Source organism: Streptosporangium sp. NPDC050855 (assembly GCF_044456585.1).
Lineage (GTDB): Bacteria > Actinomycetota > Actinomycetes > Streptosporangiales > Streptosporangiaceae > Streptosporangium > Streptosporangium longisporum.
In genome coordinates this window covers 66,410-93,202 of record NZ_JBITFY010000020.1, presented here as the reverse complement: position 1 = coordinate 93,202, position 26,793 = coordinate 66,410, and the positions used below count along the sequence as shown (strand labels likewise).

The window sequence follows — 26,793 nt, the reverse complement described above, 5'->3', positions numbered from 1 at the left end:
TTCGATGGCCTCTCCGGTGCCCTCGTCTCGTTCGACGGCGCGTCCGGTGCCCTCGTGCGGACCGGCGGGCATCGTCGGCGCGGTCAGAACCCTGATCAGGCCCCTGATCGTTCGACCAGTGCCCTGTGCAGCAGGATCCCCTCGGAGGCGGTCCAGCGGTATCCGGGACGGACGACGCGCACGGGCGTTCCCGGCTCGGGCGCGCCGGTCAGCGGTTCGTGCTCGGCCGGGTCGAAGGCCGTCTCCTCGCCCGCCTTCCCGACGGGACGCAGCGCCTGTGCCACCACGAGGTCCCGGACCCGTCCCACCACGACCTCCGGGGTGGCCCCGCCGGTCACCATCTCCTCGATCTCCGCCGCGAGGTCGGCGAGCACCCGGGCTCCGTCCAGCCGAAGCTGCCGCTCCTGGACGGCACGGAGGCCGATCGCCCTGTCGGCGACGGTCCGCAGGTCCTGTTCCAGCCGCTCGCACCGCTCGTCGAGCGCACGTGCGCGCTCTTCCGCCGTCTCGACCGGAGCGGCCGTCTCATCTCCCTTGGAGTCGGCCTTCCGAGCGGCTCTGCGATCGGCCTTCTGGTCGGACTTCCGGCCGGGCTTCTGGACGGGCTTCTGGACGGGCTTCTGGACGATCTCCCCGTCGGCCTCCGAGCCGGGCTTCTCATCCGCGGCCGTGGAGGGCGCCGGGGTCGCCTCGGAAAGCGCGCGATCCCCTTCGGGCTCACCGGGAGCAGGGACAGGGTCTCCGGACGTGGGAGCGCCGGGAGCCGCTTCGGGCGTGCCGGGAACCGTTTCCGGAACCGCGGGAGCCGTGACCGTCCGGGAGGTCTCGGGGGCCGCTCTGGAAGCCGGGGAACCGGCCGCCCCGCCTTCGGTCCCGGGCTCCGGGCCGACCCCCGCCCCGGGCTTCGTCTCGCTCTCGGGAGTCGCGGGCGCCGGAGGATCACCGGCCGTCGAGTCACCGAGCCCGTCCCTGGACCGGACGGGCCGCTTCCACCGGTAGGTGTTCGCCTTGATGTACACGTCGTCGTGCCTGGACAGCCGCGCCTGCACGCTCCGCCAGGTCCGGTCCACGATCGCCGGGTCCAGGCCCAGCTCGACGAGGAGCTCCTTGATCGCCGGCGCCTTGAGCCCTCGCGGGCTCTCGCGCAGAAGGTCCAGGACCACGGTGACCGGATCGGCCGTGAAGCGCTCGATCAGGGAGGGCAGGTCCATCAGGAACTGGTGTCGCCGGGTGCCGACGACGGCCAGCAGGTTCTCACCGCCGAGCCGTACGTTCTCCTCCACCACACCGTCGTCGTTCCACCGGACCCTGGCGAGGGTCCCGGTGCGTGAGAGCACCGCTCCCACGCGGAGTCGCTCATCCGGACCCTGCGGCCTGCGTACCGCGACCTCGACTCGATCCACGACAGCAACTGTAGGGCCATCGGCCCGTACCTCCGTCGCGGGACGGGCGGACGCCCGGACCGGGACCCGCCTCGGTCGGGCAGGACCCCGGCCCGACCGGGCCTGGGCATGACGCGGCGGGTCCCGCGCACCGGCGGCCGACTCCGGCCAGATTCGCTCACCCGAAGTACCGGCCCTGTCACTCTCCGGCTTCGTAGCATCAGGGCATGAACCAGTCCACGGCACCCGCGCCCCGGCGCGTTCACGAGATCGACGCCGTGCGCGGCTTCGCACTGGGCGGCATCCTGGCCGCCAACATCGGTTTCTTCGCCGACCCCGGATACGCCGCCGACCTGGGCACCATGCCGCTCAGCGAGGGTCCCGTCGATCTGGTCGTCCGCACCCTGACGCTGACGAAGTTCTACGTCATCTTCGCGTTCCTGTTCGGCTACTCCTTCACGTTGCAGCGGCGGGCTTGGGGTGAGGGCGACGTCAGGACGCGCATGCTCCGCCGCTGCCTGAGCCTGTTCGTCCTGGGCGTGCTGCACGGGCTCCTGCTCTGGGCCGGCGACATCCTCACCCTGTACGCCGTGCTCGGCGTGCTGCTGCTGGCAATGCGCGGCATCCGGCCCAGGACCGCGATCAGGGCCGGTTGCTGGATCATCGGCGTGACGGCGGCGATCTGGCTCGTACTGGCCGGGCTCGTCATGTCCGACCTTGTCGGCATGCCTCCCCCGGCCCCCGGCGGCGCGGCCTCCGCGCGGGTGGAGGCCATGGTCACCGGTGGGCCGCTGACCTTCCTGCGGTTCCAGCTGGAGACCTATCCGGTCCTCGCGCCGATCGTGTGGCTCGGCCAGGGCTCGACGGCGATGGCGATGTTCCTGTTCGGCATGGTGGCCGGTGAGTGCCGGCTCTTCGAGGAGCGGGAGCGCTGGGCCCACCTGGTCCCGCGGATCCTGTGGCTGGGGTACGGCGTCGGCATGCCCGTCGCGGTCGCCGTCACCTGGACGTCCCAGTCCCACGGCGCCACGGAGCTGTTCGGCCTGGCGGTCAACACGGTGACCTCGCCCCTGCTGTCGGCCGCGTACGTGGTCACCCTGCTCGCCCTGATCGGCCGCGTCCCGGCGATCGGCAGGGCCCTGGCTCCGGCCGGCCGGGCCGCGGCCTCCAACTACATCGGCCAGTCGGTGCTGGCCTGCCTGGTCTTCACCGGGTACGGCCTGGGGCTGGCCGGCAGGCTGACGCCGGTCGCCGTGATGGGCGTGGCCGCGGCGATCTACGTGATCCTGCTGGTGCTGAGCGACCGCTGGCTGCGCCACCACCGGCAGGGCCCGGTCGAATGGGTGCTGAGACGCTTCACCACGTCCGCCCCGGCTCCGGCGCGAGCCCGCTGACCGCCTCGTCCCCGCGCGCCGTTCCCCTACCCCCGACACGTCGGCACGTCGGTACGTGGGCGGGAGATCACCGGATCCGTCCCGGTCGCCGAACCCGCGTCACGGTGCGGCCGGACCGTTCCGGCGCGGCCGCCCTCGTCCCGCGACGTGCGGAGAACCGCGGTTACCCGGATGAGAGGGGGGCGGGGCATCATGCCTGCATGGATCTGAACTATTACGACACCCTCATCGCGGTCGCGGACGACTGCCCGGTAGACGGTTCCGTGGTGCCGGTGCCCAGGGCCGGGAAGAGGACGGTCGCGGTGGTGCAGTTCGAGATGATCAACGCCGATCCGGGTGGCCTGACCCAGGAGGACGTGCTCTTCGGAAGCTGGCTGAACCGGCAGGAGCCGCCGCCACCGGCGGCCGAGCGGGTACAGCTGCGCGAGCGGTTCTTCGCCACCCCGCAGGCGTGCCTGCGCTCGTCGCCGCTGCCGAAGAAGTACGGCTGGGGCCTGCTGTTCGACGGGGCCGGACGGGTGAGGCTCTGCCCGATGGAGTCGGAGGAGTACAGGGCCGTCGTCGCCGGAGAGGTGACCGGGGTGAAGATCCTCAAGGCGCTCCGCTCCCGCCGGGCGTAGCCCGCCCAGAACGTCCCGGGTGTCCAGCGCGACGCGAAACGGGACAGGGCGGCCGCCCCTGCCTCTCCGGCATGACGGGAACGGGCGGGCACCGACGGGCACGGCGTGTCCTCGTGGCCGGTCCCGGCGGGGAACCGCGCGACCTACGAGCGCACGACCGCCACGGTGCAGCGGGCGTGGTGCAGGACGCCCCGGCTGACCGAGCCCAGCAGCAGCGAGCTCAGGGCGCCGCGGCCGTGGGAGCCGACGACGAGCAGGTCACTGCCCTCGGAGGCCTCGACGAGCGCGTCGACGGGGTGCGCGCACCGGACGTCCTCGACGAGATCGACCCCGGGGTACTTCTGCCGCCAGGCGGCGAGCCGTTCGGCCACGACCACGTGCTGGGCGGCGCGGATGTCGTCCATGGCGTAGGCGGCCTCCGGGGCGAAGGCGTGCACGGGGAGCTGCCAGGCGTGGACCACGCGCAGCCTGGCGCCGCGCAGGCCCGCCTGGTGGAAGGCGTAGGCGAGGGCGGGTTCGCAGGCGTCGGAGTCGTCGACACCGACCGTGATCTCGTCGTGCGCCGGCCCGGTGCTCGGGTGGACCACCACGACCGGGCAGTGCGCGTGCCCGGCGACGTGCATGCTGACCGAGCCGAGGACGGCCGCGGCGAAGCCGCCGAGCCCCCGGGTGCCGATGACGATCTCCTCGGCGGCCTGGCCCTGGTCGCGCAGGACCAGCGGGGGCGGGCCCTCGATCAGGGCGGTGCTCACCTCGACGAAGGGCCGCCGGGCGCGCACCGTGGCCTCGGCCTCGGCCAGCACCCTGCGGGCGTCGGCGGTGATCACGTCCTCCTCGAGGACGATGGACCTGGGGACGTCGCTCGGCCGGGGGTACACCGCGGTGACGACGCGCAGCGGCAGGCCCGCGCGGGCGGCGTCGTCGGCGGCCCACTCGACGGCGGTGGTGGCGCCGGCGGAGCCGTCGGTCCCGGCGATGATCGGACCGGACATGGCCGTTCTCCCTTCCTCAGGAGGGTCCGTCGGATCCTCCTCCACCATGGGACCTCGGCCGGGCATCCCGGTTCCAGGGTCGCAGGTCCCGACCTCACCGCCTCGGGACAGGGTCTTTCGTCCCTTCCCGCCGGGAGGACCCACCACACGCGGGCACACCGGGCCGGCATGGACACGAAGCCGCCCAGGATCGGCACGCCCCCGGCATATCCGGGCACACCGGACCGCCGGACCGCCGGACCGCCGGACCGCCGGGGACACGATGCCGTACACGATCGGCGCGGCCCCGTCACGGCGGCCACCGCGCCGTCGAGCCGTCGCGCCGTCGAGCCACCGCACCACCATGGGACTGAAGTCCCTGCCGGGAGGGTCGTTCGGCCGCTGTGGAGACAACCCGACCGTGGTCGTATGGAGAGGTGAACCGAGAATCGGACACGTCGAGGAGGCCCGCATGACGGCGTACGTGATGGTGGGAACGGACGGCTCGGCCGCGGCGGACAGGGCGGTCGTCTGGACCGCCGAGGACGCGGCACGCCGCGGGCTCCCGCTGAGGATCGTCCACGCGTGCGAGCCGTGGACGTACGACATCCCGATGCACACCCCGCCCGGTTTCCACGAGGCGGTGTCCGAGCGTGGCAGGGACACCCTGCGGGCCGCGGCCGACCTGGCCCGCGAACGGGTTCCGGGCCTGGACGTCCTGACCGTCCTCCAGGACGGGCCGGCGGCCGAGGTTCTGCGGGACGAGGCCGCGGAGGCCGTGCAGATCGTGGTGGGCAGCCGTGGGCTGGGCGGGTTCACCGGGCTGCTGCTCGGCTCGGTCTCCCGCACCCTGGCCGGCCACCTGGACGTCCCCGTCGTGGTCGTCGGTCCCGGAGAGCACTCCCCCGAGCCCCGGGAACCCGAGACCCCCGGGACCCCCGGCACCTCCGATGGCCCCGGGCGGACGTACGGCCGGATCGTCGTCGGCTTCGACGGCTCCGACCACTCTGAGGCCGCCCTGGCATACGCCTTCGAGGAGGCCGCCCGGCGCGGCGCCGGGCTGAGGGCGGTCCACGCCTGGCAGATGCCCGTGCTGAGCCCGGGTGCGGCCGTCTACACGCCGCTGGTCGAGGACATCTCCGCGGCGGAGGAGCGGGTCGCCGCCGAGACGCTCGTTCCCTGGCGTGAGAAGTACCCGAAGGTCGAGGTGGAGCAGGTCGTGGTCTGCGGGCACCCGGCCGGCGCGCTCTGCGACGCCTCCGCCACCGCCGACCTGGTCGTCGTCGGGTCGCGCGGCCTGAGAGGGCTCGGGGCGGTCGTGCTGGGCTCGGTCGGCCACGGTGTCCTGCACCACGCCCGTTGCCCGGTCGCCGTGGTACGCGCCGCCGGGAGGGCGTGATGGAGACCTCCCCGGAGATCACCTCGGAGATCACCTCGGTGCTGCGCGCGGCGGTGGAGGCGGGCAGGTGGGCGCCGTCGGTGCACAACACCCAGCCCTGGTCGTTCGTCATCGACGGCTCCGAGCTCGCGCTGCGCGCCGACGACGAGCGCAGGCTGCGCCTGGGTGACGCCACCGGCCGGCAGATGCTGATCGGCTGCGGCGCGGCCCTGCTCAACGTCCGGCTCGCGCTGCGCGCCCTGGGCCACGAGCCCGTGGTGCGCGTCCTGCCCGACCCCGACCGGCCCGCCCTGGTGGCCACCGTGCGCGCCGGTCAGGCCGTGACGGCCGACGACGACACCCGGCTGCTGTACGCCGAGATCGAGCGCCGGCGTACCCACCGGGCCGGTTTCACCGACCTTCCCGTCCCCGACCGGCTCCTGAGGGCCCTCGCCGCCCGCGCCGGGACCGAGGGGGCGCACCTGCGACCGGTCACCTCCGAGGCCGGGACCCGCATCCTGGCCCAGATCACCGGCGCCGCCCAGGACGCCCTGTCCCGGGACCGCCCGGCCGACCTGGAGGTGGCCCGCTGGGCCCGTCCCCCGGGCAGCGGCCGGACCGACGGGGTGCCGGCCACGGGTTACCCGCGCGAGCCCCGGGTCACCCGCCCGCACTTCGCCCAGCGCGACTACGCCCACGGCCATCCCTGGGGCGGTGACGACGACCAGTTCTTCTCCACCTCCACCGGCGTGGTCGCGATCCTCACCACCTCCGACGACCGGCGTCCCGACCGGGTCGGCGCCGGGCAGGCCCTGCAGCGTCTGCTGCTGCACGCCTGTGCCCACGGCGTCAGCGCGGCCTTCCACACGCAGGCCCTGGAGAACCCCCACCTGCGCGCCTTCCTGAGCGAGGAGCTCTGCGACGGACGGCACCCACAAATGATCATGAGGTTGGGGGTCACGTTCGACCGGTCCTCGGCCGTGCGGCGTCCCGTCGGCGACATCCTCGACGAACGCCGACCCTCGGCCCCTTCCCGCCCATGGCCGTCGGCCTCCGGCCGTGAGGCGTAGGGGCGGCGCGACACCGTCGGCCGCCTCGGGCGGCGGCGCGGCATCGCCACCCGCTACGGAGGACCGGGGCCGTCCTCCGGCCGGACCCCGTGTCGCAGGCGTTCTCCTCCGGCCCGCCCGACGATCCCCGCGGGAGACGATCCCCGCGGGATCGGTCAGCCCCAGGTGAGCGGGTCGAGATGGAGGTGGAAGCGCAGGCGGTCGTGGTCGAGGACGATGCCGTACCTCTCGGCGAACGCCGTGTCCGCGGCCCGCCCCCGCTCCTCGTCCTCCCACGTCTCCCGCGCGCTGGTGAGCAGCAGCGCCAGGTCGGCGTAACGGTCGGCCCGTCCGAGGCGGCCCAGGTCGATGAAGCCCGACACGTCCAGGGTCCGCGGATCGAGGATGATGTTGGGCAGGCACAGGTCCCCGTGGCAGACGACCGTGTCGGCGGTCTCCTGCTCCCGTCGCCGTGGTACCTGCCGGACGAGGCGGTCCAGCAGTTCCCCGGGGGGCGTGTGCCGCTGCTCGACGGGGAGGAACTCCGCCTTGACGGCGTCACGGGCCACGACGTCGCGCGCCAGGGCGACCATGGCGTCCAGATCCCGGCGGAACGGGCATCGCGGCACCGGCACCTCGTGCAGCCGGCGGACCGCGTCCGCGATGCGTTCCCAGGCGGCCCGGAGGTCCTCGGCGGGCACCTGGTCGGCGGACACGCCGGGAACGGCGCTGGTCACCAGGCAGGCGCCCGTGTCGCCGGAGTGCCAGTCGAGCACCCGGGGGCCGGGCACCCCCTGATCGTTCAGCCATGCGACCCGGTCACGCTCGGCCCTCAGGCCGGCCGCGTCCGCGGCGGGCACGCACTTGGCGTACCGGGTGGCGTCGGCGTCGCGGAAGACGGCGGCTCCCGACTCGCCCGCGGTGACCGGCGACCAGTCGCCACCGCCCGCGCCGAGCAGCACCGGCGACATGGCCCGAGGTCCGGGACGATCACTCATGGCGACACCTTAGTCGGCTCGGCATGCCGGTCCGGGATCGCAGGACCTCCCGCCACGTACCCGGCGTGCGGCAGGGCGTGAGCCGGACGAGACGACCTAGCCCACGTCCACCGAGGACAGGCGGCGGCCGGTGACGTGCTCGGTCCCCACCACGATGTAGTGGTCCCGGCCGCCCGGCGCCCAGGTGTGCAGCGGAAGCCCGGCCAGGTGCTCGATCTCCTCGGGTTCGCGCACCGCCCGTGCGGGCCCGACCACGGTGACCGACCATCCGGTACGCGTCCCCGGGTCGAACTCGTCGGCCTCGAACGCCACGATCGCGTCCTGTGCCGCCGCGGCCAGCTTGGAACCGGCGGCGGTACGGATCACCACCCGCTCGGCGTCCAGCACGAAGTTGACCGGCTGGACCGCGGGCAGGGCGCGGTCGGTGAACACGATGCGCCCGATCGGGACCGACCCCAGGAGCGCCACGCACTCGTGCCGGGAGAGGATCTGCAGACCTGCCGAGTCGAGCTTCATACCCTCCAGGCTGCCTCCTCGCCTCCGGCGGACGTTAGGGACCAAAGTCCCGTCCTTCCCGGCGATCTGCCCTGGTCGTCCCGTCACGACCCTGACCAGGCGTTCTCACCGCCGGACATCCCCGCAGGTTAGCCCCCGCGACGTGGGGGCACGGAGGTGCGTATGGCACAGGTGTTCGACGAGTGGGAGTCCACGATGAAGCTGCCCACACCCCGAGGTCCCCTCACCGCCTTCCTCTTCGAGGAGCTGGCGAGCCCGCCCCGTCGTTTCGATCCTCCCTCCTTCTCCCCTCAGGGACCTGCGCTGTACGACGAGGACCTGCAGCTGGCCCTCTTCGCCTGTTACGAGCTGCACTACCGGGGTTTCGAGGAGGTCGACGACGAGTGGGAGTGGAACCCCTCCCTGCTCGCGCTGCGACAGGATCTGGAGCATCTGTTCGAGGAGGGCCTGCGCCGTACCGTCCCCCGCCCTTCCCCGCCGGGCGGCACGCCCATGCGCCGCGCGCTCGCCGATCTGGTGGCGACCACCGACGGCGGCCCCGGGCTCGCCGCCTTCCTGGCCAGGAAGGCCGATCTGGAGCAGTTCCGCGAGTTCGTCGCCCACCGCTCGATCTACCACCTCAAGGAGGCCGACCCGCACACCTGGGCCATCCCCCGCCTGCACGGCGCGGCCAAGGCCGCCCTGGTGGAGATCCAGACCGACGAGTACGGCGGCGGCCGCCTGGACCGCATGCACTCGGAGCTGTTCCGCGCCACCATGCGCGCCCTGGACCTGGACGACTCCTACGGCGCCCACCTGGAGCGGGTCCCGGCCATCACCCTGGCGATCGGCAACACCATGTCGCTGTTCGGCCTGCACCGGCGCCACCGCGGCGCCCTGCTCGGCCACCTCGCGGCCTTCGAGATGACCTCGTCGCTGCCCAACCTCACCTACGCCCGCGGGCTGCGGCGGCTGGGCGGGGACGCCGTGGCCTGCCGCTTCTACGACGAGCACGTCCAGGCCGACGCCGTCCACGAGCAGATCGCCGCCCACGACATGTGCGGCGGGTTCGCCGACGCCGAGCCGGGCCTCGCCCAGGACGTCCTGTACGGCGCGGCCTGCGGCCTGACCCTGGACCGCCTGTTCGCCGAGCACCTGATGGACCGCTGGCGGCTCGGCGTCACCTCGCTGCGCCAGGCCGACCTGATGGCGGCGGGCCGGTGACGGACATGCCGACCATGGACTACGTCCTGCCGCTGCGCTGGGACGACGACGGCGACCTGGACGAGCTGACCGAGTACCTGCGCGGGCTCGGCGGGCTCGTGAACGTCACCGTCGTCGACGGCTCCCCCTCTCCCCTGTTCGAACGGCACGCCGACCGCTGGAAGGGCCTGGTGCGCCACGTGCCCCCCGACGCCGACCTGCGGTTCGCCAACGGCAAGGTCAACGGGGTGATCACCGGCATGCGCCTGGCGCGCGCCGAGCACGTCGTCATCGCCGACGACGACGTCCGCTACGACGAGGCCGAGCTCGCCAGGATCGACGCCCTGCTGCGCACCACCGACCTGGTCCGCCCGCAGAACTACTTCGACCCGCTGCCCTGGCACGCCCGCTGGGACACCGCCCGGACCTTGCTGAACCGCGCCCTGGGCGCCGACTATCCCGGCACGTTCGGCATCCGCCGCTCGACGTTCGTCGCGATGGGCGGCTACGACGGCGACGTGCTGTTCGAGAACCTGGAGCTCATCCGCACCGTCCGCGCCCACGGCGGGCGCGAGGAGCGCCCGCTGGACCTCTACGTCCGCCGCCTGCCTCCGGATCCGGCCAGGTTCTGGTCACAGCGGGTCCGCCAGGCCTACGACGACCTGGCGCAGCCGGCCCGGATGGTGCTCTTCCTGGCGATCGCCCCCCTGCTGGTCGCCGGCCTGCTGCGGCGCCGTCCCCGCCCGATCCTCGCGGGTGCCGCCCTGACGGTCGCGATGGCCGAGACCGGCCGCAGGAAGGCGGGCGGGCGCAGGGTCTTCCCCCCGGTCACCGTGCTGTTCGCGCCGGTCTGGGTGCTGGAGCGCGCCACCTGCATCTGGCTGGCCCTGGCCTCACGGGTCGTCCACGGCGGTGTCCGCTACGCCGGCCGTCGCCTGCGGACCCCCGCGCACCCCGTCCGTCACCTCAGGAGGCTCCCGCCGTCGGATCGTGTCCTGACCGGCCGGTGAGGGAACCCGACCGGCCGGTGAGGGAAAGCGTCGGTGGCCGGTGACAGACTGCGACCCATGACGATGGGAACGGTCGTGCTCACCGGTGCCGCCGGGCGGGTCGGGTCCGTGCTGCGGGGGCCGCTGCGCGCCCGGGTGCGCCGGTTGATCTCGGTGGACCGGGTGCCGCTGACCGCCGGGGGGCCGAACGAGGAGGTCCACCGGTCCGGCCTGTCCTCGGCCGGGGAGGTGGCGTCGATCATCGAGGGCGCCGACGCGGTCGTGCACCTGGCCGGGGTCCCGGACGAGGCTCCGCTCCCCGACCTCCTGGAGGGCAACGTCCTGGGCACCCAGTACGTGCTGGAGGCCGCGCGGCGCACCGGCGTCGGGCGCGTGGTGCTGGCCAGCAGCAACCGGCTGACCGGCTGCTACCCGGCCGGCCGGACGGTCTCGGCGGACATGCCTCCCCGGCCGGACGGGCTGTACGGGGTCAGCAAGGTCGCCGTGGAGGCGCTCGGCCGCCTGTACGCCGACAAGTTCGGCCTCCAGGTGGTCTGCCTGCGCATCGGCAGCCTGGAGACCGAGCCCGCCGATCCCCGGCACCTGGCCACCTGGCTGAGCCCCCGAGACTGCGCGGGCTTCGTCTGGGCCGCGCTGACCGGGCCGGACGTCACCTTCGCCGCCGTGTACGCGGTCTCGGCCAACACGCGCCGGTTCTGGGAGCTGGACGACCGGCTCGGATACCGCCCGATCGACGACGCCGAGGCGTACGCGGACCGGTTCGCGGGGGCGGCGGGTCACCTGGGCGACGACGACCCCCAGGGCGGTGACTTCGCCGCCGCCGACTACACCCTCCGGCACCTCTCAGGCGGGTGAGAGCCCGTCCCGGGCACGCCGGGGCCGCGGCCCCCTCCTGGAACGGGTCCTCGGGCGAGCGCCCGTCCGGAACGCGCCACGGCCGTCCCCCTGTCTCCGGGAGCGGGTCGTCGGTCTCTCCGGGAAGCGGGCCGTCAGCGGGTCGGCGCCTCGCTCAGCGGGCGCAGCTCCTCGGCGAGGATCGTGCGGACGTCCCGCGCGGTGAACAGGTGCGGGTAGGTCGCCGTCTGCAGCGTCAGGCCGTCCATGAAGACGTGCAGCCGTGCGGCCCGCCGTTCCAGTTCGAGGTCCCCGAGCCGTCGCCCGATCTCCTCGGGGAACGGCGTCCCGGCGCAGGAGGCGACGGCGAGCCGGCAGACGTGACGCTCCCCCTCCCAGCCCGAGGCGCGCAGGCCGGCCAGCGACTCGTCGACGCGCGAGCGCACCAGGCAGGCCAGCCACACGTCCACCTCGACGCGGCGGTTCTCGTCCAGCGGGAGGAGTTCCTCGAGCATGAGCCGGGCGCGCCGCGTACCGGGCAGGTCCGCGCGCAGGTGCCCGGCGATGCGCGAGGCGAGGCTCCGGCCGATCGCCTGGGCCGCGAAGACGAGCAGGCCGGACTGGTTGTCGAAGTAGTGGCGCAGCCCGCCGGGTGAGACGCCCGCGGCCTCGGCGACCCTGCGGACCGTCGCGCCCTCGATCCCCTCACTGCTGATGACCCGCCACACGGCGCGGACGAGCTCCTCCCGTCGCTGGTCGTGGTCGACGATCTTCGGCATGGCTCCCATTACAGCACGCCCGTACGATTTCCTATAAAGTACAAATGTGCTAAATAAGACGTCACGGCGGTCGCCGTCCCTCGGAGTGCCCGCCCTGGCCGTGCTGGTCGTCGGCCTGGCCGTGATCGCCGGATCGGCCCTCTGGCTGGCCTGGACCACCGGCGGCGAGATCAGGTACACGGCCGACCACGCCGGAACCCGGCCCATGTGGCACGCCTGGATCCCGGTCCTGGCCGGGCTGGTCCTCACCCGGCTGGTGCCTCCCCGGCCGCCCCGGGCCGGCGGCGCTCCGGTGACGCGGGAGCTCCGGCTGCAGGCGGGCGTCCTGCTGGCCGCCGCCGCGCTGTTCGCGGTGTCGCTGCGCCTGGTGACGGCCGGCGGCCACGGCGCCGAGCCTGCGCACACGATCCTCAAGCTCGTCCTGCTGGTGGCGGTCCCGCTGCTGCTGTTCCGGCTGACGCGCCGTGGCGCGCCGGACCGGGAGGTGGCGGCGCCGGCACGCCGCGACGTCTCGGACCGGGAGGCGGTGCCGTCGTCCCGGACGGCACGTCGCGACGCCACACCGGGACGGGATGTGCGCGAGCGGCCCTCGGCCTGGCGCCGCTACGGGCCGGCGGTGCCGGTGGCGGCCTGGATCGTCCTGTCCTTCGCCGGCCCGTTCGCCCGGCCGTACGGCGACTGGACGACCGGCCTCGACCCGGTGACGGTGCTGGTCACCGTGGTCGCGGTGTTCGTCCTCAACGCCCTGCTCGAGGAGGTCTTCTACCGGCGCTGGCTCCAGACCCGGTGGGAACACCTCCTCGGCCCCTGGCCCGCCACCGTGCTCGCCTCGCTGGCCTTCGCGGCCTGGCACATCGGCATCCAGGGCACCGGCGACCTTCCCACCGATCTCGCCTCGGTGTTCGCCGGCCAGGGGGTGCAGGGACTGTTCCTCGGCTACCTGTGGAGCCGGTACCGGCTGATGTGGCCCATTCTCACCGTCCACGGCGCGATGAACGCCGCCCCCACCCTGCTCGGCCTGCTGTAGCGCCCGTCGCCACGGGCCGCCCCGGTCGCTCCGGTCGCCGATGAACACGGTGAGCACCGGTGAGCACGGTGAGCACCGGTGAGCACGGTGAGCACCGGTGAGCACGGTGAGCGGGTGAGCGCGGCGGGCACCGGTGAGCGCCGCCCTGCCCGCGGCGAGGCGTCCGGTTGCCGGTGCGGTCCCGGCCGATTATGATCTCCCCCATGACGTTCGCGTTCTTCTTCAGCCTGCGTTAGGCCCCCACCGGCGAGACGAGGTCGTCCCGTCGCCGGTGACGCGAGGCGGCGTGGCGCCGCCTCGGGCCGACGTGGGAGAAGAACGATCATCATGCGCGAACGCGCACGTTTCCTCACCGCTCCGCGTCCCAGCGTCCTCGCCGTCCGGTGACGGCGGCGCGCCTGGTGGCGCGGTGCGTCCGTGGTCTGGAGCAGGCGGTCGCCGCAGAGATCCTCCAGCCCGGGCTCTCGACGGTCACCCGTCTGGGGCATCGCGAAGTCCACTTTCACACCCTCCGCCCGGGGCCGCGGACCGTCGGGCTGAGCACCGCCGACGACGTGTTCCTCCTGGCCGCGCAGGGGCCCGACATCGGTACCGCCAAGGAAGGGCTCTCCGGGCTGGCCGAGCTGGCCGGTGAGGCCGACCTCGACGAGCTGACGCGGTCGCGGCGCCGGCACGGTGGCTCCGGCCCGGTCACCGGCGTCGAGGTCTCGGCGTCGTTCCTGGGCGGGCGGAACTTCAACCGCTACGACGCCGAGGACGCGGTCGGCCGGGTCCTGGCACACCGGCTGGGGGTGGGGTACCACTCGCGCCGCACGGGCCTGGCGCCGCCCGCCGGTCACACCGGGTGGCGGCTGACCCTCGACGGCGCGCGGGCCACCCTCATGCTGAGGATCACCGACCGGCCCCTGCACCGGCGCGAGTACAAGCGGCGTTCCCTGGCCGGGACCCTGCACCCCCCGCTGGCCGCCGCCATGGCGCGGATGGCCGACCTCCGGCCGGGGCTGACGGTCCTCGACCCCTGCTGCGGCGCCGGGACCCTGCTGATCGAGGCCGCCTCCCAGCGGCCGGGGGTCCTGCTCCGCGGCTTCGACCTGTCCCCGGACGCGGTGCGGGCGGCCAGGGAGAACGCGGGCACGCTGCCGGTGACCGTCGCGCGGGCCGACGCCGGTCGCCTGCCGCTGCCGGACGGCGGGGCCGACCGCGTCCTGTGCAACCCGCCCTGGGGCGGTCAGGTCGCCGCGGGCGGCCTGCTCGCCTCCTCCCCGGAGCGCTGGTGGGCGGAGCTGCGGCGCGTCCTGGCCCCTGGTGGCACGGCCGTGCTGCTGCTGCCCGACGCCGGTGACATCGCCACCGGCATCCGGTGGGGCCTCGTCCCGACGCACGTGCAGCGGGTCCGGATCTCCGGCGCGCAGCCGTTCGTCGCCCGGTTCACCGCGCCCGCGCGCTCGGTTCCGGCCGGGCGAGCGCCGTGACGGTGGTGACGTCGGACACGACGCTCTACGGCTACGCCTGCACCCTGCAGGGGGTCGAGGAGGCCGCCGGGTGGCCGGGCCGGCCGTCGGGGTCCGGGTGATCGAGTCCGACCGCGCCGCCGACGTGCGGCACGCCGCCGAGTACGTCAGCGACCCCAGCGCGAGCGGGATCGTGCTGGGGTCGAGCGGAGGATCATCTCCGGGATAACCGGCGGCGCGGTGAAGTGACCGGCCACGCTCCCGTACGACCGGATCCCGCTCCCGGGCCGGCCGGGAGCACGCGCATCCGACTCCGGACTCCGGCGTCCTCGGCCCGGCCCCCGGCGCGGGATCGGGCCGGGGGCCGAGGGCCGGGCCGCGAGGATCGCCGCCGGACACGACGTGCGGCCTCACGCTTCCCTCGTCCCGCGGTGGCGCGCCCCCAGCTCCGCCACGAAGGCGGTGAGCAGGCGGGCGAACTCTCGCCGGTCGCGCTCGGGCCAGCCGCGCATCGCCGCGCCGAAGACCTCGCGGCGGAACCGGTGGACCCGCTCGGCGTGCTCGGCGCCGAGCGCGGTCAGCTCCAGGGTGCTGCGACGGCCGTCGTCCGGGTCGGCCACCCTCCGGACCAGCCCCGCCTCGACCGCCCTGGCCACCAGACGGCTGGCGCGGGGCTGGTCGACGCCCAGCCGGCCGGCGACCGAGGTGACCGTCACGGCGCCCTCCCCCTCCTCCACCGCGTCGATCACCCCGAACAGGGCGGGATCGAGCGGAACGGGGGCTCCGGGGCCGGTGGCGGCCGCGAGACGCTGGAGCGCCCGGCGGGTCTGGCTGCGCCGGATCTCCACCATGGCCTGTTCGACGGCGGCGACCGCCTGCTCATCCTCCACGCCTCGATTGTACATGTAATGAGACATGTTAATGTCAAAATACATGTATCTCTCGAGAAAGGCGATCACCATGGAGACCTCCGAGATCATCGGGCAGGGACGTCCCCTCGGTTACTGGATCAGGCACCTGCACGGCGCCCTGGAGGGGTCCCTGGACGACCTCCTCGCCGGCGAAGGGCTCACCCGCCGTCACTGGCAGGTCCTGAACGTCCTCGCCACCGGCTCCCCCACCGGCTCCCCCACCGGCTCCCCCACCGTCGCCGAGCTCGACACCGTCCTGGCCCCCTTCCTCGACGAGGAGACGCCGACCCTGCGCCCCGTGGCCGGCGACCTGCGCGAGCGCGGGTGGCTGGCGGACGGGGAACGGCTCACCCTCACCCCGGACGGGGTCCGGGCGCACGAGGAGCTGCGGGTGCGGGTGGACGCCGTCCGGGCCCGCGCCACCGAGGGGATCGGAACCGAGGAGTACCTGGCCGCGATCGACGTGCTGGCGCGGATGTCGGCCAACCTGAAGGCCCGCTGACACCCGGGCCCGGCGGGCGGGGCGGCCCCGCCCCCTCGGCCGGGCCCCGGATCCCCCGGACCGGATCCGCCGGCCGGTTGATCAGGTGACGATCGGCTGCTTCACTGGGGCCGTGGACGCGCCGACCTCCCGCCCGGCCGGCCCGCCCTCGGTCGGGATCGCCGGGCACACGACGCTCGATCCGCGGGCGCTGTACTTCGTCTCCTACGACGGCCTGGTCAACACGGCCTCCTACCAGCAGGACGGCATCCTCACCCACGGCGGCCACCAGTACGCCGCCTGGTACACCGCCGACCGGCACGCCCTGGTCGCCCGGCGCGACGTGACCGGCACCGGCCGCCCCTGGGAGGTCGTCGCGCTGCCCCACCGTCTCAGCGCCGACGACTCCCACAACACGATCTCCCTCGGGGTGTCGGCGAAGGACGGCCGGCTGCACGTGGCCATGGACACCCACGGCAACCGGGTCTTCTACCTGCGGTCCGTACCGCACCTCGCGGGCGGGGCCGGGGGACCCGCGTGGACGGCGGCGGCGTTCGGCGAGGTGGAGCGGTCGTTGTGCGGGGTGGACCTGGGCGACATCACCTATCCCCGCTTCCTGAACACGCCCCGGGGCGACCTGCAGCTCGGCTACCGGACCGGCCACTCCGGCAACGGCTGGTGCGAGCTGGCGGAGTACGCGGGCGGGACCTGGAGGAGGCTCGGCCGGTGGTCGTCGGCCGAGGGCCGCCACACCACGGCCTTCGGCGTCAGCGACACCCGCAACATGTACCTGCACGGCATCGGCTACGACACCCGGGGGCGGCTGCACGCGACCTTCACCTGGCGCGAGGACGCCCGGGGCGGCGCGGTGCTCTGCCATCCGGGAGGGTGCTCCAACCACGACACCGGTTACGTCCACAGCGACGACGAGGGCCGTACCTGGAGGACCGGGGACGGCGCCGTGGCCGCCGTGACCGGAACGGACCTGCTGGTGTCGCTGGACACGCCGGGCCACGTGGTGGACCCGCTGGGGGTCGACCACGCCCTGATGAACCAGGAGGCGCAGGCCGTCGACTCCCAGGGCCGCCCCCACGTGCTGATCAGCCACGTCCCGCTCCGCTTCACCCGGTGCGTCAGCGACTTCGCCGCCCAGCGCCGCACCCACGGCCGCGTCTTCCACCTGTCCCTGCGGGCCGACGGCCGCTGGCGGAAACGGGAGCTTCCCGAACCGCTGGACGACCACGGGCGTTCCCGGCTGGTGCTCGACCGGAACGACGACGCCTACGTGATCATGCCGAGGGGCCGCATCGTGACGGCGAGCGCCGCGAGCGGCTGGACGGACTGGAGGACGCGCCACGACGGCGCCGGCCTGAACGTCTTCGGCGAGGTGCTGGTCGACGCCTCCCGCGTCCGGACCCACGACCTGATGTCGATCATGTACCAGGAGGCGTCGGAGGGCACGAGGCCCTCGGCGCTGCGCGTCCTCGACGTCAGGACGGCCGCGTCCCCGGCCTGAACGCGTCCTCGGTGACCCCGTCCCCCGATCCCGGGGAGCACGTGCTCTACGCTCTCCGGATGAGCGACGATCTCCGTCTCACCGTTCTGGGAAGCGCGACGCCCTACCCGGACGTGGACAACCCGTGCTCGGGATATCTGGTCTCCGGCGGCGGCACGCGGGTGTGGATGGACGCGGGCACCGGCACGCTGGCCCGGCTCCGGCGGCACGTCGGGCTGGACGAGCTGGACGCGATCTGGATCTCGCACCTGCACGCCGACCACAGCGCCGACCTGCTCACCGCCTACTACGGTGCCCTCTACGCCGACGTACGGCTCAGCGCGCCGATCCCCCTGTACGGCCCGCCGGGCATCGCCGACCGGCTGGCGCGCTTCCTCACCAACGGCCCGTCCCGCAGCCCGATCGAGTCGGCCTTCGCCGTCCACGAGCTGCACGACGGGCATCGGGCGCGGGTGGGCCCGCTCACCCTGACCAGCCGCGAGGTGGCGCACGGCATGCCGGCCTTCGCCGTACGCGTCGAGGACGGGGACTCCTCCCTGGTCTACTCCGGGGACACGGCGCCGTGCGCGAACCTGACGAGCCTGGCCCGGGACTGCGACGTGCTGCTGTGCGAGGCCGACAGCGCGCAGGCACCGGCCGAGGGCGAGCGGGTGCACCACACGCCCGAGGAGGCCGGTGACACGGCCGCCTCGGCCCGGGCGGGCCGGTTGATCGTCACCCACGTGGGCCCGTTCCTCACGCCGCGGCAGGCGGTCGAGCGCGCCTCCACCCGGTTCACCGGCCCCGTCGACCACGCCGCCCCCGACGCCGTCTTCCCGGTCGGTTAGTGCTGCGGTCCGGCTCGAACCGGCTCGAAGGCCACCCGGACCTGTGTACCGGGTCCCGGCCCCCCTCAAGACCGGCGCCGGACGTCGCGCGAGGGGATCCGCACGAGAAGCGCGCCGTCAGGTCCCCGCGACCGTGCTGCGTCGTTCCAGCATGATCACATCGCGCCAGACCCCGTGATGGCGGCCGACGCGCTCGCGGACGCCGACCACGCGGAATCCGAGCGACAGGTGCAGGGAGAGGCTGGCCGTGTTCTCGGGGAAGATCCCGCTCTGGATCGTCCAGATGCCCGCCTCCTCGCTCGCGGTGATGAACGCGGCCAGCAGCGCGCGGCCGACACCGCGGCCCCGAAGCCCCGGGCGGACGTAGAGGCTGTGCTCGACCACGCCCGCGTACACCGGACGCGCCGACACCCGTGAGGCCGCCACCCAGCCGACGACCTCGCCGGGGACGGGGCCCGCACCCATCCCGGCAGGCGCGCCGGTTCCGGTACAGGTTCCGGTTCCGGCAGGGGTGCCGGTCCCGGAGGGACGGTCGGTTCCGGCAGGGGTGCCGGTGAGGGCGGCGACGTAGCGCGGATGGGCCAGCCTTCCCGAGACGAAGTGCTCCCAGCTCGGGGCGGTCGTCTCGAAGCCGGCCTGCCCTCCGTCCAGGCCGGCCTGGTAGATCGCGAGCACCGGCCCGGCGTCGTCGTCGCGCATCGGCCGGATCTCCAGGCCGGGCGACAGGACGGGCCCGACGGGCGCTCCCGCGTCGGGGCCCGCGGCTCCCCGCCCGTCCGCCGGGCGGCCCGGTTCCGTGCCCGGTCCGGGATCCGGTCCGGGATCCGGTCCGGGATCGACGTCGGTGTTCATCGGTGACCGACGATAGGCGATCGGTCTCCCGCCGACAACGGTCACACGACGTACAGGCACCACCAGGCGAGGAATCCCGCGTACACCGACCCCGCGAGCAGGTGGACGCCCCGGCGCCTCCACGCCCCGAGCCCGTCCGCCTCCCCGAGGGCCGTTCCCTCGGCGGTCACTCCCCCGGAGCCCGCTTCGCGACCGGTCTCCTCCCTTCCGGTCGCGTCCCGAGCGGCCGCGCCCCGGCCGGTAGGGTGCCGGGCGGCCGTGCCCCGGGCGGCGGCCACGAGGGTGGTGGCGAGGGCGAGCCCGACCAGCAGGCCGTACCACGGCACCGCGGAGGGCACGCCCACCGCGGCCACGATCTCGTTCTCCGCGATCGTCCCGTACAGCGTGGCGGCCGTCAGGCCGATGAAGGCCAGGCCGGACGCTCCCGCGGCCAGCGAGGGAAGGCGGCGGCGCGGGCGCCGCAGGCCCGCGCCGAGCTGGACCAGCGCGACGATCACGAGCGGCACGACCGGCAGCAGCGTCCACGGTTCACGCCGGGCCCGGTAGAGGGCGGAGGTCAGGTGGAGCTCCCCCGGCCTCAGGATCCGGTAGGTGGCCTTGGACGGGTCGCAGGGCGGCCCGGCCGCCGGGTCGGAGAGGAAGGCGGCGATGGTCTGCCTGCCGCACCGGCTGGACGCGAAGACCGCGTGCCCGACCCCGGCGAACTCGACGAACCGGGCGCCGGGCAGTGCCCCGGCGGCGTGACGGGCCGTCCGGGTGGGCGTGGTCGGGTCGTACGCGCCGCCGACCACCAGGACCGGCGCCCGCGTGGTGGCCGGGGTGACGGCGGCCGGTGGCAGCCTCCACTCCCCGCACACCGCGCGGTCGTGGACCGCGGTGAACAGCCGGGGCCGCGCCGGGGCGAAGGTGTTGTACGGCACCTCGTCCTGGCACTGCACCGCGTGGTAGAGGCCGTACTCGTGGGTGGCCAGCCCGGGGCCTGCCGCGTCGGCCAGCGGTTGGAGCACCTCGTGACGGCCCGCCGCCAGCGCGTCGACGAGGACCGGCACGATCGGCAGGACCTCGACCGCCTGCATGGCCTCGCCGAGCATCGTGGCCACGTCGTCACCGGTGAGCCGCAGGGTGAGCGGCCCGCCGGTCAGCGGATCCCGGACGGTGACGACGGCCGGTGTCCTGTTCAGGCCGGTGACCATCTCCGTGAACCGCGCCGGAAGGCCGGGCCATCCCTGACCGGCCAGCTTCGCGACCGTGTCGGTCAGGTCGCGGGTGGCCTCGTCGTACCAGTCCACCGGGGCCGGGAGGAAGGAGTCGAGCACCACCGCGCGGGTGCCCTCGGGATCGGCGGCGGCGGCCGCCAGCATCGACCGGGTCGAGTAGCTCACCCCGAACAGGTTCCAGCGGGGGTATCCCAGGGCCCGCCGCAGGTCCACCACGTCGGCGGCGATCTCCCCGGTGCGGTACCCCCGCAGGTCCACGCCGAGCCGTTCGCGGCACGCCGCCGCACCGGCGGCGATCACGGACGTCTCCTGCGCCGCCTGCCCGGGGGTGGCGAGCGTGTCCAGCATCGCCCGTACCGTCTCCGGGCAGCCGAGCGAGGGGCTGGACCATCTGCTCCCGCGCTGTTCCAGGACGACCACGTCCCGGTCCCGGAACATCTCGGCCATGAGGCCGGTGAGCGGGATCGAGGCGGAGGCCGGGCCTCCGCTGGTGAAGACGACCGGGTCCGGCCTGCGTCCGGCGTCGGTGGAGCGGTGGACGGCGAAGCCCACCCTGGTGCTCCTCCCGCCCGGCAGGTCACGCCGTTCGGGGACCACGAGGTACCCGCACCGGGTGCCCTCTGGCACCCGTACGGGACAGGGACGGTCCTCCAGGGCCGGGGCGTTCCGCGCGGCGGCGGAGGACGACGCGGCGGACGCGGGTGCGGTGACGGTGGCGAGCACGGTGAGGGCGGTCAGGGCGGTCAGGGCGGCGGTGAGGTGCTTCGGTGAGGGGAGGGGCATCGCGGGGGGCGTTCCTTCGTCAGGTCCGGGCGCCGTCGAGGGCGGTCGCCACGAGGCGTTCGGTGTAGGCGCGGTCGATGGGGGCCCCGGTGATCAGGACGCGGTAGTAGAGGGCTCCGGCGAGCTGGTCGAGGAGCACGACGGGGTCGAGGCCGGGGCGGAGTTCCCCGCGTTCGCGGGCCCGGGTGATGAGGGCGTGGGCCAGGGCGTTGCGCCGGGCGAAGACCTCGCGTCCCAGCCGCCCGATGTCGTCGTGACGCGCGCCCGCGGCGACCAGTTCGGCCACCACCCCGGCCGACGCGTCGTGGTCTCCGGCCGGTCTGCCCGCCGACCGCAGGCGTTCGAGCGCTGCGGCGATCTTGACCATGTAGCCGGTCAGATCGCGCCGGATGTCACCGGTGTCGGTGATCTCGTCGTCCTCCTGGAGACGGGCGACCACCGCGATGGCCAGGTGGTCCTTGGTCGGCCAGCGACGGTAGAGCGTGGTCTTGGCCACCCCGGCCCGTTCGGCGACCTCGTTGGGGGACAGCCCGGCATAGCCGTGTTCGAGGAGCATCGCGGTGGCCGCCCGCAGGACGCGCTCGTCGATGTCGGTGTCGCGGGGCCGGCCGCGACGACTCTCGGTCATGCTCGCCCTCTTTTCGATACACGGGTAGCGAAATTGAGGGTACAGTCAGGCCTCGTGTTCCGCTACCGATGTTTCGTAATCGTCCCGCCGACACCGGGAGCAGCACCATCTCCGACGATCATCCGTACACGGAGAGAGATCACGAAGCCGAGGCCTGAAAGTTTCAACTTCTCACCTTGACACTTCCCAACCGTGATTTGTCAGGTAATATCGCCATAGCGCATGGGAGCGCTCCCATTTCCCGGAACCCCCCGCCGGAAGAGGAGAACGCACGATGCACCGTCCTGCACTCCCCGCACCACGCCCCAGGACGACGGGCCCCGCACGACGCCGCTCGGCGTTTCGCGCCGTGGCCCTGCTCACCGCACTGGTGCTCGCCATGATCCCCTGGGCCAGCTCCGCCTCCGCGCACGGATCGGTCGTCGATCCGGCGTCGCGCAACTACGGCTGCTGGCTACGCTGGGGCAACGACTTCCAGAACCCCGCCATGCAGCAGTCCGACCCGATGTGCTGGCAGGCGTGGCGGACCGACACGAACGCCATGTGGAACTGGAACGGCCTCTACCGCGAAGGCGTCGGAGGCAACCACCAGGCCGCGATCCCGAACGGCCAGCTGTGCAGCGCCGGTCGCACCCAGGGCGGCCGGTACACCGCACTGGACACCGTCGGCGCCTGGAAGACGACGAACATCGGCGCCAACTTCACCCTGCGCCTGTACGACCAGGCCAGCCACGGCGCCGACTACTTCCGGGTCTACATCACCCGCCAGGGCTTCGACCCCGCCACCCGGCCGCTGACCTGGAACGACCTGCAACTGGTCAGGACGACCGGCCGGTACGCGCCCAGCCAGAACTACCTGATCGACGTCAACACCTCCGGGCGCAGCGGCCGGGCGGTCGTCTACACGATCTGGCAGGCCTCGCACATGGACCAGTCGTACTACATCTGCAGTGACGTGAACTTCACCTGAGCCGCTGTCCACCGGATCGGCCGTCCTCCGTCCCCCGCCCTCGTCCGACGTCAACGGCCGGCCCGCCGGCCAGGACGAGGGCGGGATCCTGGAAGGGCCGGGGCCGGGAACGGCGAAAGGCCCGCCCCCCGCATGGTGCGGGGAGCGGGCCTTTCGTGCTCTGCGGAGGGGTCAGCGCAGGACGGGGTGGCGGCGTACCAGGCCGGTGGCGGCCCAGCGGGCACCGAGGCCCCAGGTGGCACCGGCTCCGCTCAGTGCCAGCCCGGCCAGTACCACGGCGTAGATCAGGTGGTCGTCGAGGAAGGGGTTGGTCTCCAGCGGCAGTGCCGCGGCCCACATCAGGACCATCATCAGGCCTCCGGCGACGGCGGCGATGCGCAGGCCGATGCCCAGCAGCAGGGCGGTGCCCACGCCCAGCAGCCCCAGCATGAACAGCCAGTCCACCCAGGCCTGACCGGCCAGCGCGGTGAACACCCCGCCCAGCGCGTTCTCCCCGGTGCCCTTCAGGAAGCCGGTGGTGGGGCTGCCGCCGTTGAGCCAGGCCCGCTCGGCGGGGGTGGCGAACCCCAGGCCGAAGGTCTTGTCCAGGAAGGCCCACAGGAAGATGAAGCCCAGCCCGATCCGGGTGATCGCCCAGGCGTAGGCCTCCGGCCGGCGTGTCTCCGGCATGAAGGTGGCGTCCATGACCTGCCCGGCATCGGTGCCTCGTGCGTTCGTGGTGGCCATGACGGCTCCCCTTTCCATCCGCTGTGGTGATTCCCGCTCTCTCTTACGTCCTCATTCCATCGCCTGGCCCGCCTTCGCCCACAGTGTCCAACGACACCCCGTCGGGCCCCGAACGTCCCGCCCCCATGGGACTTTCGGCCCTGCCGGAGCCCGCCCGCACCCCGCGGAACCGCCGACGTGCGCCCGCACGCCGGACCCGGTCGTGTCCGGCGGCACCGGGGTGACGTGAAAGCCGCCGTTCGATGATCGAGAGCGGTGGTCCTTGCGTAGAGTCTCCGGATGTGACGAGTGCATCCACGCCCGGCGTGCGGGCCTGTACGACCGGAGGCGGCCGACCGGCCTTCGTCGTGAACGTCGAGGTCTTCCTGCACAGGGACGACCGCTGGCTGCTCATCAGGCGTGGCGCGCGGGAGGCGCACGCCCCCGGTGTGCTCGCCGGTGTCGGCGGCAAGGTCGAGATCGAGGGCGCCGGGGTCGACGTGCTGGAGGAGACCGCGCGCCGGGAGGTCATGGAGGAGATCGGCGTCGACGTCACGGGGGTCGGGCTCACCTACGTGGAGAGCACGTTCTTCGTGACCGACGACGGCGACCCGGTGATCAACGTGACGTTCTCGGGGCGGATGCCGGACCGGGCCAGGCCCGTTCCCGCCGCTCCCCTGGAGGTCGCGGAGACGGTCTGGCTCACCCTCGCCGAGGCCGAGGCCGATCCGGCCTGCCCGCCGTGGACGCTGCGGATGCTGCGCCGCATGGCGCCCTAGAACGCGGCCGGACGAGCGACCGGGCGGGCGGGCCGGCGACCGGATGAGCGACCGGACGAGCGACCGGGCGGCGCCTTTGACGGAGCCCCGGGAGGTACGTCACCGACGACGGTAAAATCCCCTAAAAGTGGAAATGACCTGCGCATATGCATTGTTACCCCTCACGCCAGAGCCACCCGCGGGGCGCTGCGACGACGGGGAGAAAATGACCATGACCATGACCGTGCCGGCACAGGGCAACGACCAGGTGACCCGGGCGGCGCTCGGCCTGTTCGCGGCGAACGGCTACGACCGTACGACCCTGCAGATGATCGCCTCCGCCGCCGGCCTGTCCGGCAGGGCCGTCATCGGCCTGTTCCGGACCAAGGACGCGCTGCTCGACGCGGCCCTCGCCCCCGTCCTGGCCGACCTCGAACGGCTCTCCGCGGAGAACGGTTCCGGGTGCGCCCGCCCCCCGCTGGACGGTTTCATCGGTTTCCTGGTCGAGCACCGGACCGTGATAGCCCTGCTGGAGCGGGATCCCGAGATCCGTGCCAGGCCGGTCATCCGGGAGCGGATGGACCGCTACCGCGACCAGGTGCGCGGCCTGTGCAACGACGGGCGGACCGAGGCGTGGGAACGCGTCTACCTGACTGCGGCGCTGGCCGGGCTGATGAGCGCGGTGGCGTCGTTCCCCGAGCTGTCCGACGAGGAGCTGCACCGCAGCCTGCGGCTGACCGGCATCCGCCTGCTGGGACGGGGTCGCAGGACGCCCCGGCCGGCCCCCGCTCCGGGCCCCCGGTACCGCTCCGAGTTCACGGACGCGGGGATCACCTCCACCTGAGCATGCTCACGGGGAGCGCCTTAAGCCGGCCCGGCCCGAGGCGAGCCGGACCAGGCGGGACGGACCAGGCGGGACGGACCAGGCAGAACAGATCCCAGGCAGGACGGTCACGGCGAACCCGGCCGTGACCGGACGGGACGGGACGGGACCGGACGCGACGGGACCGGACGCGACGGGACCGGACGCGACGGGACCGGACGCGACGGGGACCGGACGGAACAGAGCGGTCGTGTGCCCCCGCCCACCGGATTCCATCGGGCCCCCCGGTAGGGTGGATGGCACAGGTGCGCCGGGAAGTCTGGTCGGCAGTCTCTGACCCGACCCGGAAACGGAGCACGATGTCCAGTCCCCTGTCCGGCATGTCCAACCTGTTCGGCCGCGGCTCGTGGGCCGAGACCAGCCGTATCACCGCCATCCTCCGCAGGGAGACCGTGGGCGGGGCGTTGCTGCTGGTGGCCACGGTGGTGGCGATGATCTGGGCCAACTCCCCCTGGTCGGACGGGTACCAGGCCCTGCGCGAGGTCACGGTCGGCCCTCACGTCCTGCACCTGGACCTGACCCTGGCCACCTGGGCCGCCGACGGCCTGCTGGCGATCTTCTTCTTCGTGGCGGGCCTGGAGCTCAAGCGCGAGTTCGTCGCCGGTGACCTGCGCCAGGTGCGGCGGGCCGCGGTGCCGGTTGCGGCCGCGCTCGGCGGCGTGATCGTCCCGGCCGCGCTGTACCTGCTGCTCACACTGAACGCCGGGGACGGCGCGGCGCGGGGCTGGGCGATCCCCACGGCCACCGACATCGCGTTCGCCCTGGCCGTGCTGGCGGTCATCGGCCGGCATCTGCCCTCGGCGCTGCGCACCTTCCTGCTCACCCTGGCCGTGGTCGACGACCTGGCGGCCATCGTCATCATCGCCGTCTTCTACACCGCACAGCTGTCGATCCTGCCGCTGCTGGGCGCGCTGGTGCCGCTGGCGGTGTTCGCGGTGCTGGTCCAGCGCCGGGTGCGCAGCTGGTGGCTGCTGCTGCCCCTGGCCGCGGCGACCTGGACGCTGGTGCACGCCTCGGGGGTGCACGCCACCGTCGCGGGCGTGCTGCTGGCCTTCACGGTCCCGGTGCTGCGCAGCGAGCGGGCGGGCGGGCCCGAGGCCGGTCCCGGCCTGGCCGAGCACTTCGAGCACCGGCTGCGGCCGCTCTCGGCCGCCGTGGCCGTGCCGGTCTTCGCGTTCCTGTCGGCCGGGGTCGCCCTCGGCGGCCTGAGCGGCCTGGCCACCGCCCTGACCGACCCGGTCTCGGTGGGCATCGTCGCCGGGCTCGTGGTCGGCAAGCCCGCCGGGATCATGGTCGCGACCTGGCTGGTGGCCCGCTTCACCCGTGCCCACCTGGACGAGGGCCTGTCCTGGGTGGACGTGGCCGGGCTGTCGATCCTGGCCGGTATCGGCTTCACGGTCTCGCTGCTCATCGGGGAACTGGCCTTCGGGATCGGCAGCGAGCGCGACGATCACGTCAAGGTCGCGGTCCTGGTGGGCTCGCTGGCCGCCGCGCTGCTGGCGGCGGTGATCCTGCGCCTGCGCAACCGCGTCTACCGGCGCATCAGCGAGGCCGAGGCGGCCGACCACGACCACGACGGCATCCCCGACCTCTACCAGGCCACCGCCTCCGGCCGGGAGCGGCCGCGGGACACCCCGTGACGGAACGACCGCGCGGGCACGCGCGAGCACC

27 protein-coding genes are annotated in these 26,793 nt (G+C 73.7%); 17 read left to right on the top strand and 10 right to left on the bottom strand.

Going from position 1 to position 26,793, the window contains the following annotated elements:
* Positions 1–95 precede the first annotated feature (95 nt).
* A complete protein-coding gene (locus ACIBCT_RS32290; RefSeq protein WP_399195080.1) occupies positions 96–1,403 on the bottom strand; it encodes a hypothetical protein in 1,308 nt (435 codons plus the stop codon).
* Positions 1,404–1,609: 206 nt separating this feature from the next.
* Between ACIBCT_RS32290 and ACIBCT_RS32285 the strand changes: the two genes are divergently transcribed.
* Both ACIBCT_RS32285 and ACIBCT_RS32280 read left to right on the top strand, forming a co-directional pair.
* Positions 1,610–2,776 carry a DUF418 domain-containing protein gene (locus tag ACIBCT_RS32285; RefSeq protein WP_399195078.1) on the top strand — a complete coding sequence of 389 codons (1,167 nt, stop codon included), beginning with the start codon at positions 1,610–1,612 and terminating at the stop codon, positions 2,774–2,776.
* Between the two features lie 200 nt (positions 2,777–2,976).
* Positions 2,977–3,396, top strand: a complete 420-nt coding sequence (locus ACIBCT_RS32280) for a DUF6157 family protein (protein WP_399195076.1) — start codon at positions 2,977–2,979, stop codon at positions 3,394–3,396.
* A 143-nt stretch (positions 3,397–3,539) separates the two neighbouring features.
* Here the strand turns inward: ACIBCT_RS32280 and ACIBCT_RS32275 are convergent, their stop codons facing one another.
* On the bottom strand, positions 3,540–4,388 hold the full coding sequence (locus ACIBCT_RS32275) for a universal stress protein (RefSeq protein WP_399195074.1): 849 nt from the start codon (positions 4,386–4,388) through the stop codon (positions 3,540–3,542).
* A 451-nt stretch (positions 4,389–4,839) separates the two neighbouring features.
* Between ACIBCT_RS32275 and ACIBCT_RS32270 the strand changes: the two genes are divergently transcribed.
* The gene (locus ACIBCT_RS32270) at positions 4,840–5,766 is read left to right on the top strand and encodes a universal stress protein (protein WP_399195072.1); all 927 of its coding nucleotides are present in this window, start codon (positions 4,840–4,842) and stop codon (positions 5,764–5,766) included.
* Positions 5,766–6,815, top strand: a complete 1,050-nt coding sequence (locus tag ACIBCT_RS32265; RefSeq protein ID WP_399195070.1) for an Acg family FMN-binding oxidoreductase — start codon at positions 5,766–5,768, stop codon at positions 6,813–6,815. Before ACIBCT_RS32270 ends, ACIBCT_RS32265 begins: the two co-directional genes overlap by 1 nt.
* A 155-nt stretch (positions 6,816–6,970) precedes the next feature.
* Here ACIBCT_RS32265 and ACIBCT_RS32260 read toward each other — a convergent pair whose 3' ends face one another.
* On the bottom strand, positions 6,971–7,792 hold the full coding sequence (locus tag ACIBCT_RS32260; RefSeq protein ID WP_399195068.1) for an APH(3'') family aminoglycoside O-phosphotransferase: 822 nt from the start codon (positions 7,790–7,792) through the stop codon (positions 6,971–6,973).
* A 96-nt stretch (positions 7,793–7,888) separates the two neighbouring features.
* A complete protein-coding gene (locus ACIBCT_RS32255) occupies positions 7,889–8,308 on the bottom strand; it encodes a pyridoxamine 5'-phosphate oxidase family protein (protein WP_399195066.1) in 420 nt (139 codons plus the stop codon).
* Between the two features lie 162 nt (positions 8,309–8,470).
* Between ACIBCT_RS32255 and ACIBCT_RS32250 the strand changes: the two genes are divergently transcribed.
* The 3 genes from ACIBCT_RS32250 to ACIBCT_RS32240 are packed head-to-tail and all read left to right on the top strand — an operon-like array spanning position 8,471 to position 11,355.
* Entirely contained in the window at positions 8,471–9,511 is a 1,041-nt protein-coding gene (locus tag ACIBCT_RS32250) for an iron-containing redox enzyme family protein (protein ID WP_399195064.1), read from the top strand.
* A gap of 5 nt (positions 9,512–9,516) precedes the next feature.
* The gene (locus ACIBCT_RS32245) at positions 9,517–10,500 is read left to right on the top strand and encodes a glycosyltransferase (RefSeq protein ID WP_399195062.1); all 984 of its coding nucleotides are present in this window, start codon (positions 9,517–9,519) and stop codon (positions 10,498–10,500) included.
* A 57-nt stretch (positions 10,501–10,557) separates the two neighbouring features.
* Positions 10,558–11,355 (top strand): NAD-dependent epimerase/dehydratase family protein, encoded by a 798-nt coding sequence (locus ACIBCT_RS32240; protein ID WP_399195060.1) that lies wholly within the window; start codon positions 10,558–10,560, stop codon positions 11,353–11,355.
* 134 nt (positions 11,356–11,489) lie between these two features.
* Here the strand turns inward: ACIBCT_RS32240 and ACIBCT_RS32235 are convergent, their stop codons facing one another.
* The gene (locus ACIBCT_RS32235) at positions 11,490–12,113 is read right to left on the bottom strand and encodes a TetR/AcrR family transcriptional regulator (RefSeq protein ID WP_399195058.1); all 624 of its coding nucleotides are present in this window, start codon (positions 12,111–12,113) and stop codon (positions 11,490–11,492) included.
* A gap of 85 nt (positions 12,114–12,198) precedes the next feature.
* Here ACIBCT_RS32235 and ACIBCT_RS32230 point away from each other — a divergent pair, with 85 nt between their 5' ends.
* The 3 genes from ACIBCT_RS32230 (at position 12,199) to ACIBCT_RS32220 (ending at position 14,820) form a co-directional block, all read left to right on the top strand.
* On the top strand, positions 12,199–13,140 hold the full coding sequence (locus ACIBCT_RS32230) for a lysostaphin resistance A-like protein (protein WP_399195056.1): 942 nt from the start codon (positions 12,199–12,201) through the stop codon (positions 13,138–13,140).
* Between the two features lie 383 nt (positions 13,141–13,523).
* On the top strand, positions 13,524–14,612 hold the full coding sequence (locus tag ACIBCT_RS32225; RefSeq protein ID WP_399195054.1) for a TRM11 family SAM-dependent methyltransferase: 1,089 nt from the start codon (positions 13,524–13,526) through the stop codon (positions 14,610–14,612).
* A gap of 70 nt (positions 14,613–14,682) precedes the next feature.
* Complete coding sequence (locus ACIBCT_RS32220) at positions 14,683–14,820, top strand: hypothetical protein (protein ID WP_399195052.1); 138 nt, start codon at positions 14,683–14,685, stop codon at positions 14,818–14,820.
* 181 nt (positions 14,821–15,001) lie between these two features.
* Here ACIBCT_RS32220 and ACIBCT_RS32215 read toward each other — a convergent pair whose 3' ends face one another.
* Positions 15,002–15,481 (bottom strand): MarR family winged helix-turn-helix transcriptional regulator, encoded by a 480-nt coding sequence (locus tag ACIBCT_RS32215; protein ID WP_399195050.1) that lies wholly within the window; start codon positions 15,479–15,481, stop codon positions 15,002–15,004.
* Positions 15,482–15,524: 43 nt separating this feature from the next.
* Here ACIBCT_RS32215 and ACIBCT_RS32210 point away from each other — a divergent pair, with 43 nt between their 5' ends.
* From ACIBCT_RS32210 to ACIBCT_RS32200, 3 genes are all read left to right on the top strand, one after another.
* The gene (locus tag ACIBCT_RS32210; protein ID WP_399195048.1) at positions 15,525–16,004 is read left to right on the top strand and encodes a MarR family winged helix-turn-helix transcriptional regulator; all 480 of its coding nucleotides are present in this window, start codon (positions 15,525–15,527) and stop codon (positions 16,002–16,004) included.
* Positions 16,005–16,116: 112 nt separating this feature from the next.
* The gene (locus tag ACIBCT_RS32205) at positions 16,117–17,499 is read left to right on the top strand and encodes a BNR repeat-containing protein (RefSeq protein ID WP_399195046.1); all 1,383 of its coding nucleotides are present in this window, start codon (positions 16,117–16,119) and stop codon (positions 17,497–17,499) included.
* Between the two features lie 59 nt (positions 17,500–17,558).
* Positions 17,559–18,326 carry an MBL fold metallo-hydrolase gene (locus ACIBCT_RS32200; protein ID WP_399195044.1) on the top strand — a complete coding sequence of 256 codons (768 nt, stop codon included), beginning with the start codon at positions 17,559–17,561 and terminating at the stop codon, positions 18,324–18,326.
* A 117-nt stretch (positions 18,327–18,443) separates the two neighbouring features.
* Here ACIBCT_RS32200 and ACIBCT_RS32195 read toward each other — a convergent pair whose 3' ends face one another.
* Genes ACIBCT_RS32195 through ACIBCT_RS32185 form a run of 3 tightly spaced genes read right to left on the bottom strand, consistent with a single transcriptional unit; the run spans position 18,444 to position 21,806 of the window.
* Entirely contained in the window at positions 18,444–19,178 is a 735-nt protein-coding gene (locus ACIBCT_RS32195; protein WP_399195042.1) for a GNAT family N-acetyltransferase, read from the bottom strand.
* A gap of 41 nt (positions 19,179–19,219) precedes the next feature.
* Positions 19,220–21,178, bottom strand: a complete 1,959-nt coding sequence (locus ACIBCT_RS32190; RefSeq protein WP_399195040.1) for an alpha/beta hydrolase — start codon at positions 21,176–21,178, stop codon at positions 19,220–19,222.
* A gap of 19 nt (positions 21,179–21,197) precedes the next feature.
* Positions 21,198–21,806, bottom strand: coding sequence for a TetR/AcrR family transcriptional regulator (locus ACIBCT_RS32185; RefSeq protein WP_399195038.1), 609 nt, complete (start codon positions 21,804–21,806; stop codon positions 21,198–21,200).
* A 349-nt stretch (positions 21,807–22,155) separates the two neighbouring features.
* Between ACIBCT_RS32185 and ACIBCT_RS32180 the strand changes: the two genes are divergently transcribed.
* Complete coding sequence (locus ACIBCT_RS32180) at positions 22,156–22,776, top strand: lytic polysaccharide monooxygenase (protein WP_399195036.1); 621 nt, start codon at positions 22,156–22,158, stop codon at positions 22,774–22,776.
* Between the two features lie 171 nt (positions 22,777–22,947).
* On the opposite strand, the gene ACIBCT_RS32175 is transcribed toward ACIBCT_RS32180, so the two are convergent.
* Positions 22,948–23,460 (bottom strand): hypothetical protein, encoded by a 513-nt coding sequence (locus ACIBCT_RS32175; protein ID WP_399195233.1) that lies wholly within the window; start codon positions 23,458–23,460, stop codon positions 22,948–22,950.
* Positions 23,461–23,783: 323 nt separating this feature from the next.
* On the opposite strand from ACIBCT_RS32175, the gene ACIBCT_RS32170 reads away from it, so the two are divergent.
* The 3 genes from ACIBCT_RS32170 to nhaA all read left to right on the top strand — a co-directional run bounded on the left by ACIBCT_RS32170 (position 23,784) and on the right by nhaA (position 26,762).
* Positions 23,784–24,260, top strand: coding sequence for an NUDIX hydrolase (locus ACIBCT_RS32170; RefSeq protein WP_399195034.1), 477 nt, complete (start codon positions 23,784–23,786; stop codon positions 24,258–24,260).
* Positions 24,261–24,471: 211 nt separating this feature from the next.
* Positions 24,472–25,083 carry a TetR/AcrR family transcriptional regulator gene (locus ACIBCT_RS32165; protein ID WP_399195032.1) on the top strand — a complete coding sequence of 204 codons (612 nt, stop codon included), beginning with the start codon at positions 24,472–24,474 and terminating at the stop codon, positions 25,081–25,083.
* A gap of 338 nt (positions 25,084–25,421) precedes the next feature.
* Positions 25,422–26,762, top strand: coding sequence for a Na+/H+ antiporter NhaA (gene nhaA / locus ACIBCT_RS32160; RefSeq protein ID WP_399195030.1), 1,341 nt, complete (start codon positions 25,422–25,424; stop codon positions 26,760–26,762).
* Positions 26,763–26,793: the final 31 nt, after the last annotated feature.

What these genes read in the sequence shown, in the direction of transcription:
- ACIBCT_RS32285 (WP_399195078.1), top strand. Translation starts at nt 1,610, where the DNA reads ATGAACCAGTCCACGGCACCCGCGCCCCGGCGCGTTCACGAGATCGAC.
- ACIBCT_RS32280 (WP_399195076.1), top strand. Translation starts at nt 2,977, where the DNA reads ATGGATCTGAACTATTACGACACCCTCATCGCGGTCGCGGACGACTGC.
- ACIBCT_RS32275 (WP_399195074.1), bottom strand. Translation starts at nt 4,388, where the DNA reads ATGTCCGGTCCGATCATCGCCGGGACCGACGGCTCCGCCGGCGCCACC.
- ACIBCT_RS32270 (WP_399195072.1), top strand. Translation starts at nt 4,840, where the DNA reads ATGACGGCGTACGTGATGGTGGGAACGGACGGCTCGGCCGCGGCGGAC.
- ACIBCT_RS32265 (WP_399195070.1), top strand. Translation starts at nt 5,766, where the DNA reads ATGGAGACCTCCCCGGAGATCACCTCGGAGATCACCTCGGTGCTGCGC.
- ACIBCT_RS32260 (WP_399195068.1), bottom strand. Translation starts at nt 7,792, where the DNA reads ATGAGTGATCGTCCCGGACCTCGGGCCATGTCGCCGGTGCTGCTCGGC.
- ACIBCT_RS32255 (WP_399195066.1), bottom strand. Translation starts at nt 8,308, where the DNA reads ATGAAGCTCGACTCGGCAGGTCTGCAGATCCTCTCCCGGCACGAGTGC.
- ACIBCT_RS32250 (WP_399195064.1), top strand. Translation starts at nt 8,471, where the DNA reads ATGGCACAGGTGTTCGACGAGTGGGAGTCCACGATGAAGCTGCCCACA.
- ACIBCT_RS32245 (WP_399195062.1), top strand. Translation starts at nt 9,517, where the DNA reads ATGCCGACCATGGACTACGTCCTGCCGCTGCGCTGGGACGACGACGGC.
- ACIBCT_RS32240 (WP_399195060.1), top strand. Translation starts at nt 10,558, where the DNA reads ATGACGATGGGAACGGTCGTGCTCACCGGTGCCGCCGGGCGGGTCGGG.
- ACIBCT_RS32235 (WP_399195058.1), bottom strand. Translation starts at nt 12,113, where the DNA reads ATGCCGAAGATCGTCGACCACGACCAGCGACGGGAGGAGCTCGTCCGC.
- ACIBCT_RS32210 (WP_399195048.1), top strand. Translation starts at nt 15,525, where the DNA reads ATGTATCTCTCGAGAAAGGCGATCACCATGGAGACCTCCGAGATCATC.
- ACIBCT_RS32200 (WP_399195044.1), top strand. Translation starts at nt 17,559, where the DNA reads ATGAGCGACGATCTCCGTCTCACCGTTCTGGGAAGCGCGACGCCCTAC.
- ACIBCT_RS32195 (WP_399195042.1), bottom strand. Translation starts at nt 19,178, where the DNA reads ATGAACACCGACGTCGATCCCGGACCGGATCCCGGACCGGATCCCGGA.
- ACIBCT_RS32190 (WP_399195040.1), bottom strand. Translation starts at nt 21,178, where the DNA reads ATGCCCCTCCCCTCACCGAAGCACCTCACCGCCGCCCTGACCGCCCTG.
- ACIBCT_RS32185 (WP_399195038.1), bottom strand. Translation starts at nt 21,806, where the DNA reads ATGACCGAGAGTCGTCGCGGCCGGCCCCGCGACACCGACATCGACGAG.
- ACIBCT_RS32175 (WP_399195233.1), bottom strand. Translation starts at nt 23,460, where the DNA reads ATGGACGCCACCTTCATGCCGGAGACACGCCGGCCGGAGGCCTACGCC.
- ACIBCT_RS32165 (WP_399195032.1), top strand. Translation starts at nt 24,472, where the DNA reads ATGACCATGACCGTGCCGGCACAGGGCAACGACCAGGTGACCCGGGCG.
- nhaA (WP_399195030.1), top strand. Translation starts at nt 25,422, where the DNA reads ATGTCCAGTCCCCTGTCCGGCATGTCCAACCTGTTCGGCCGCGGCTCG.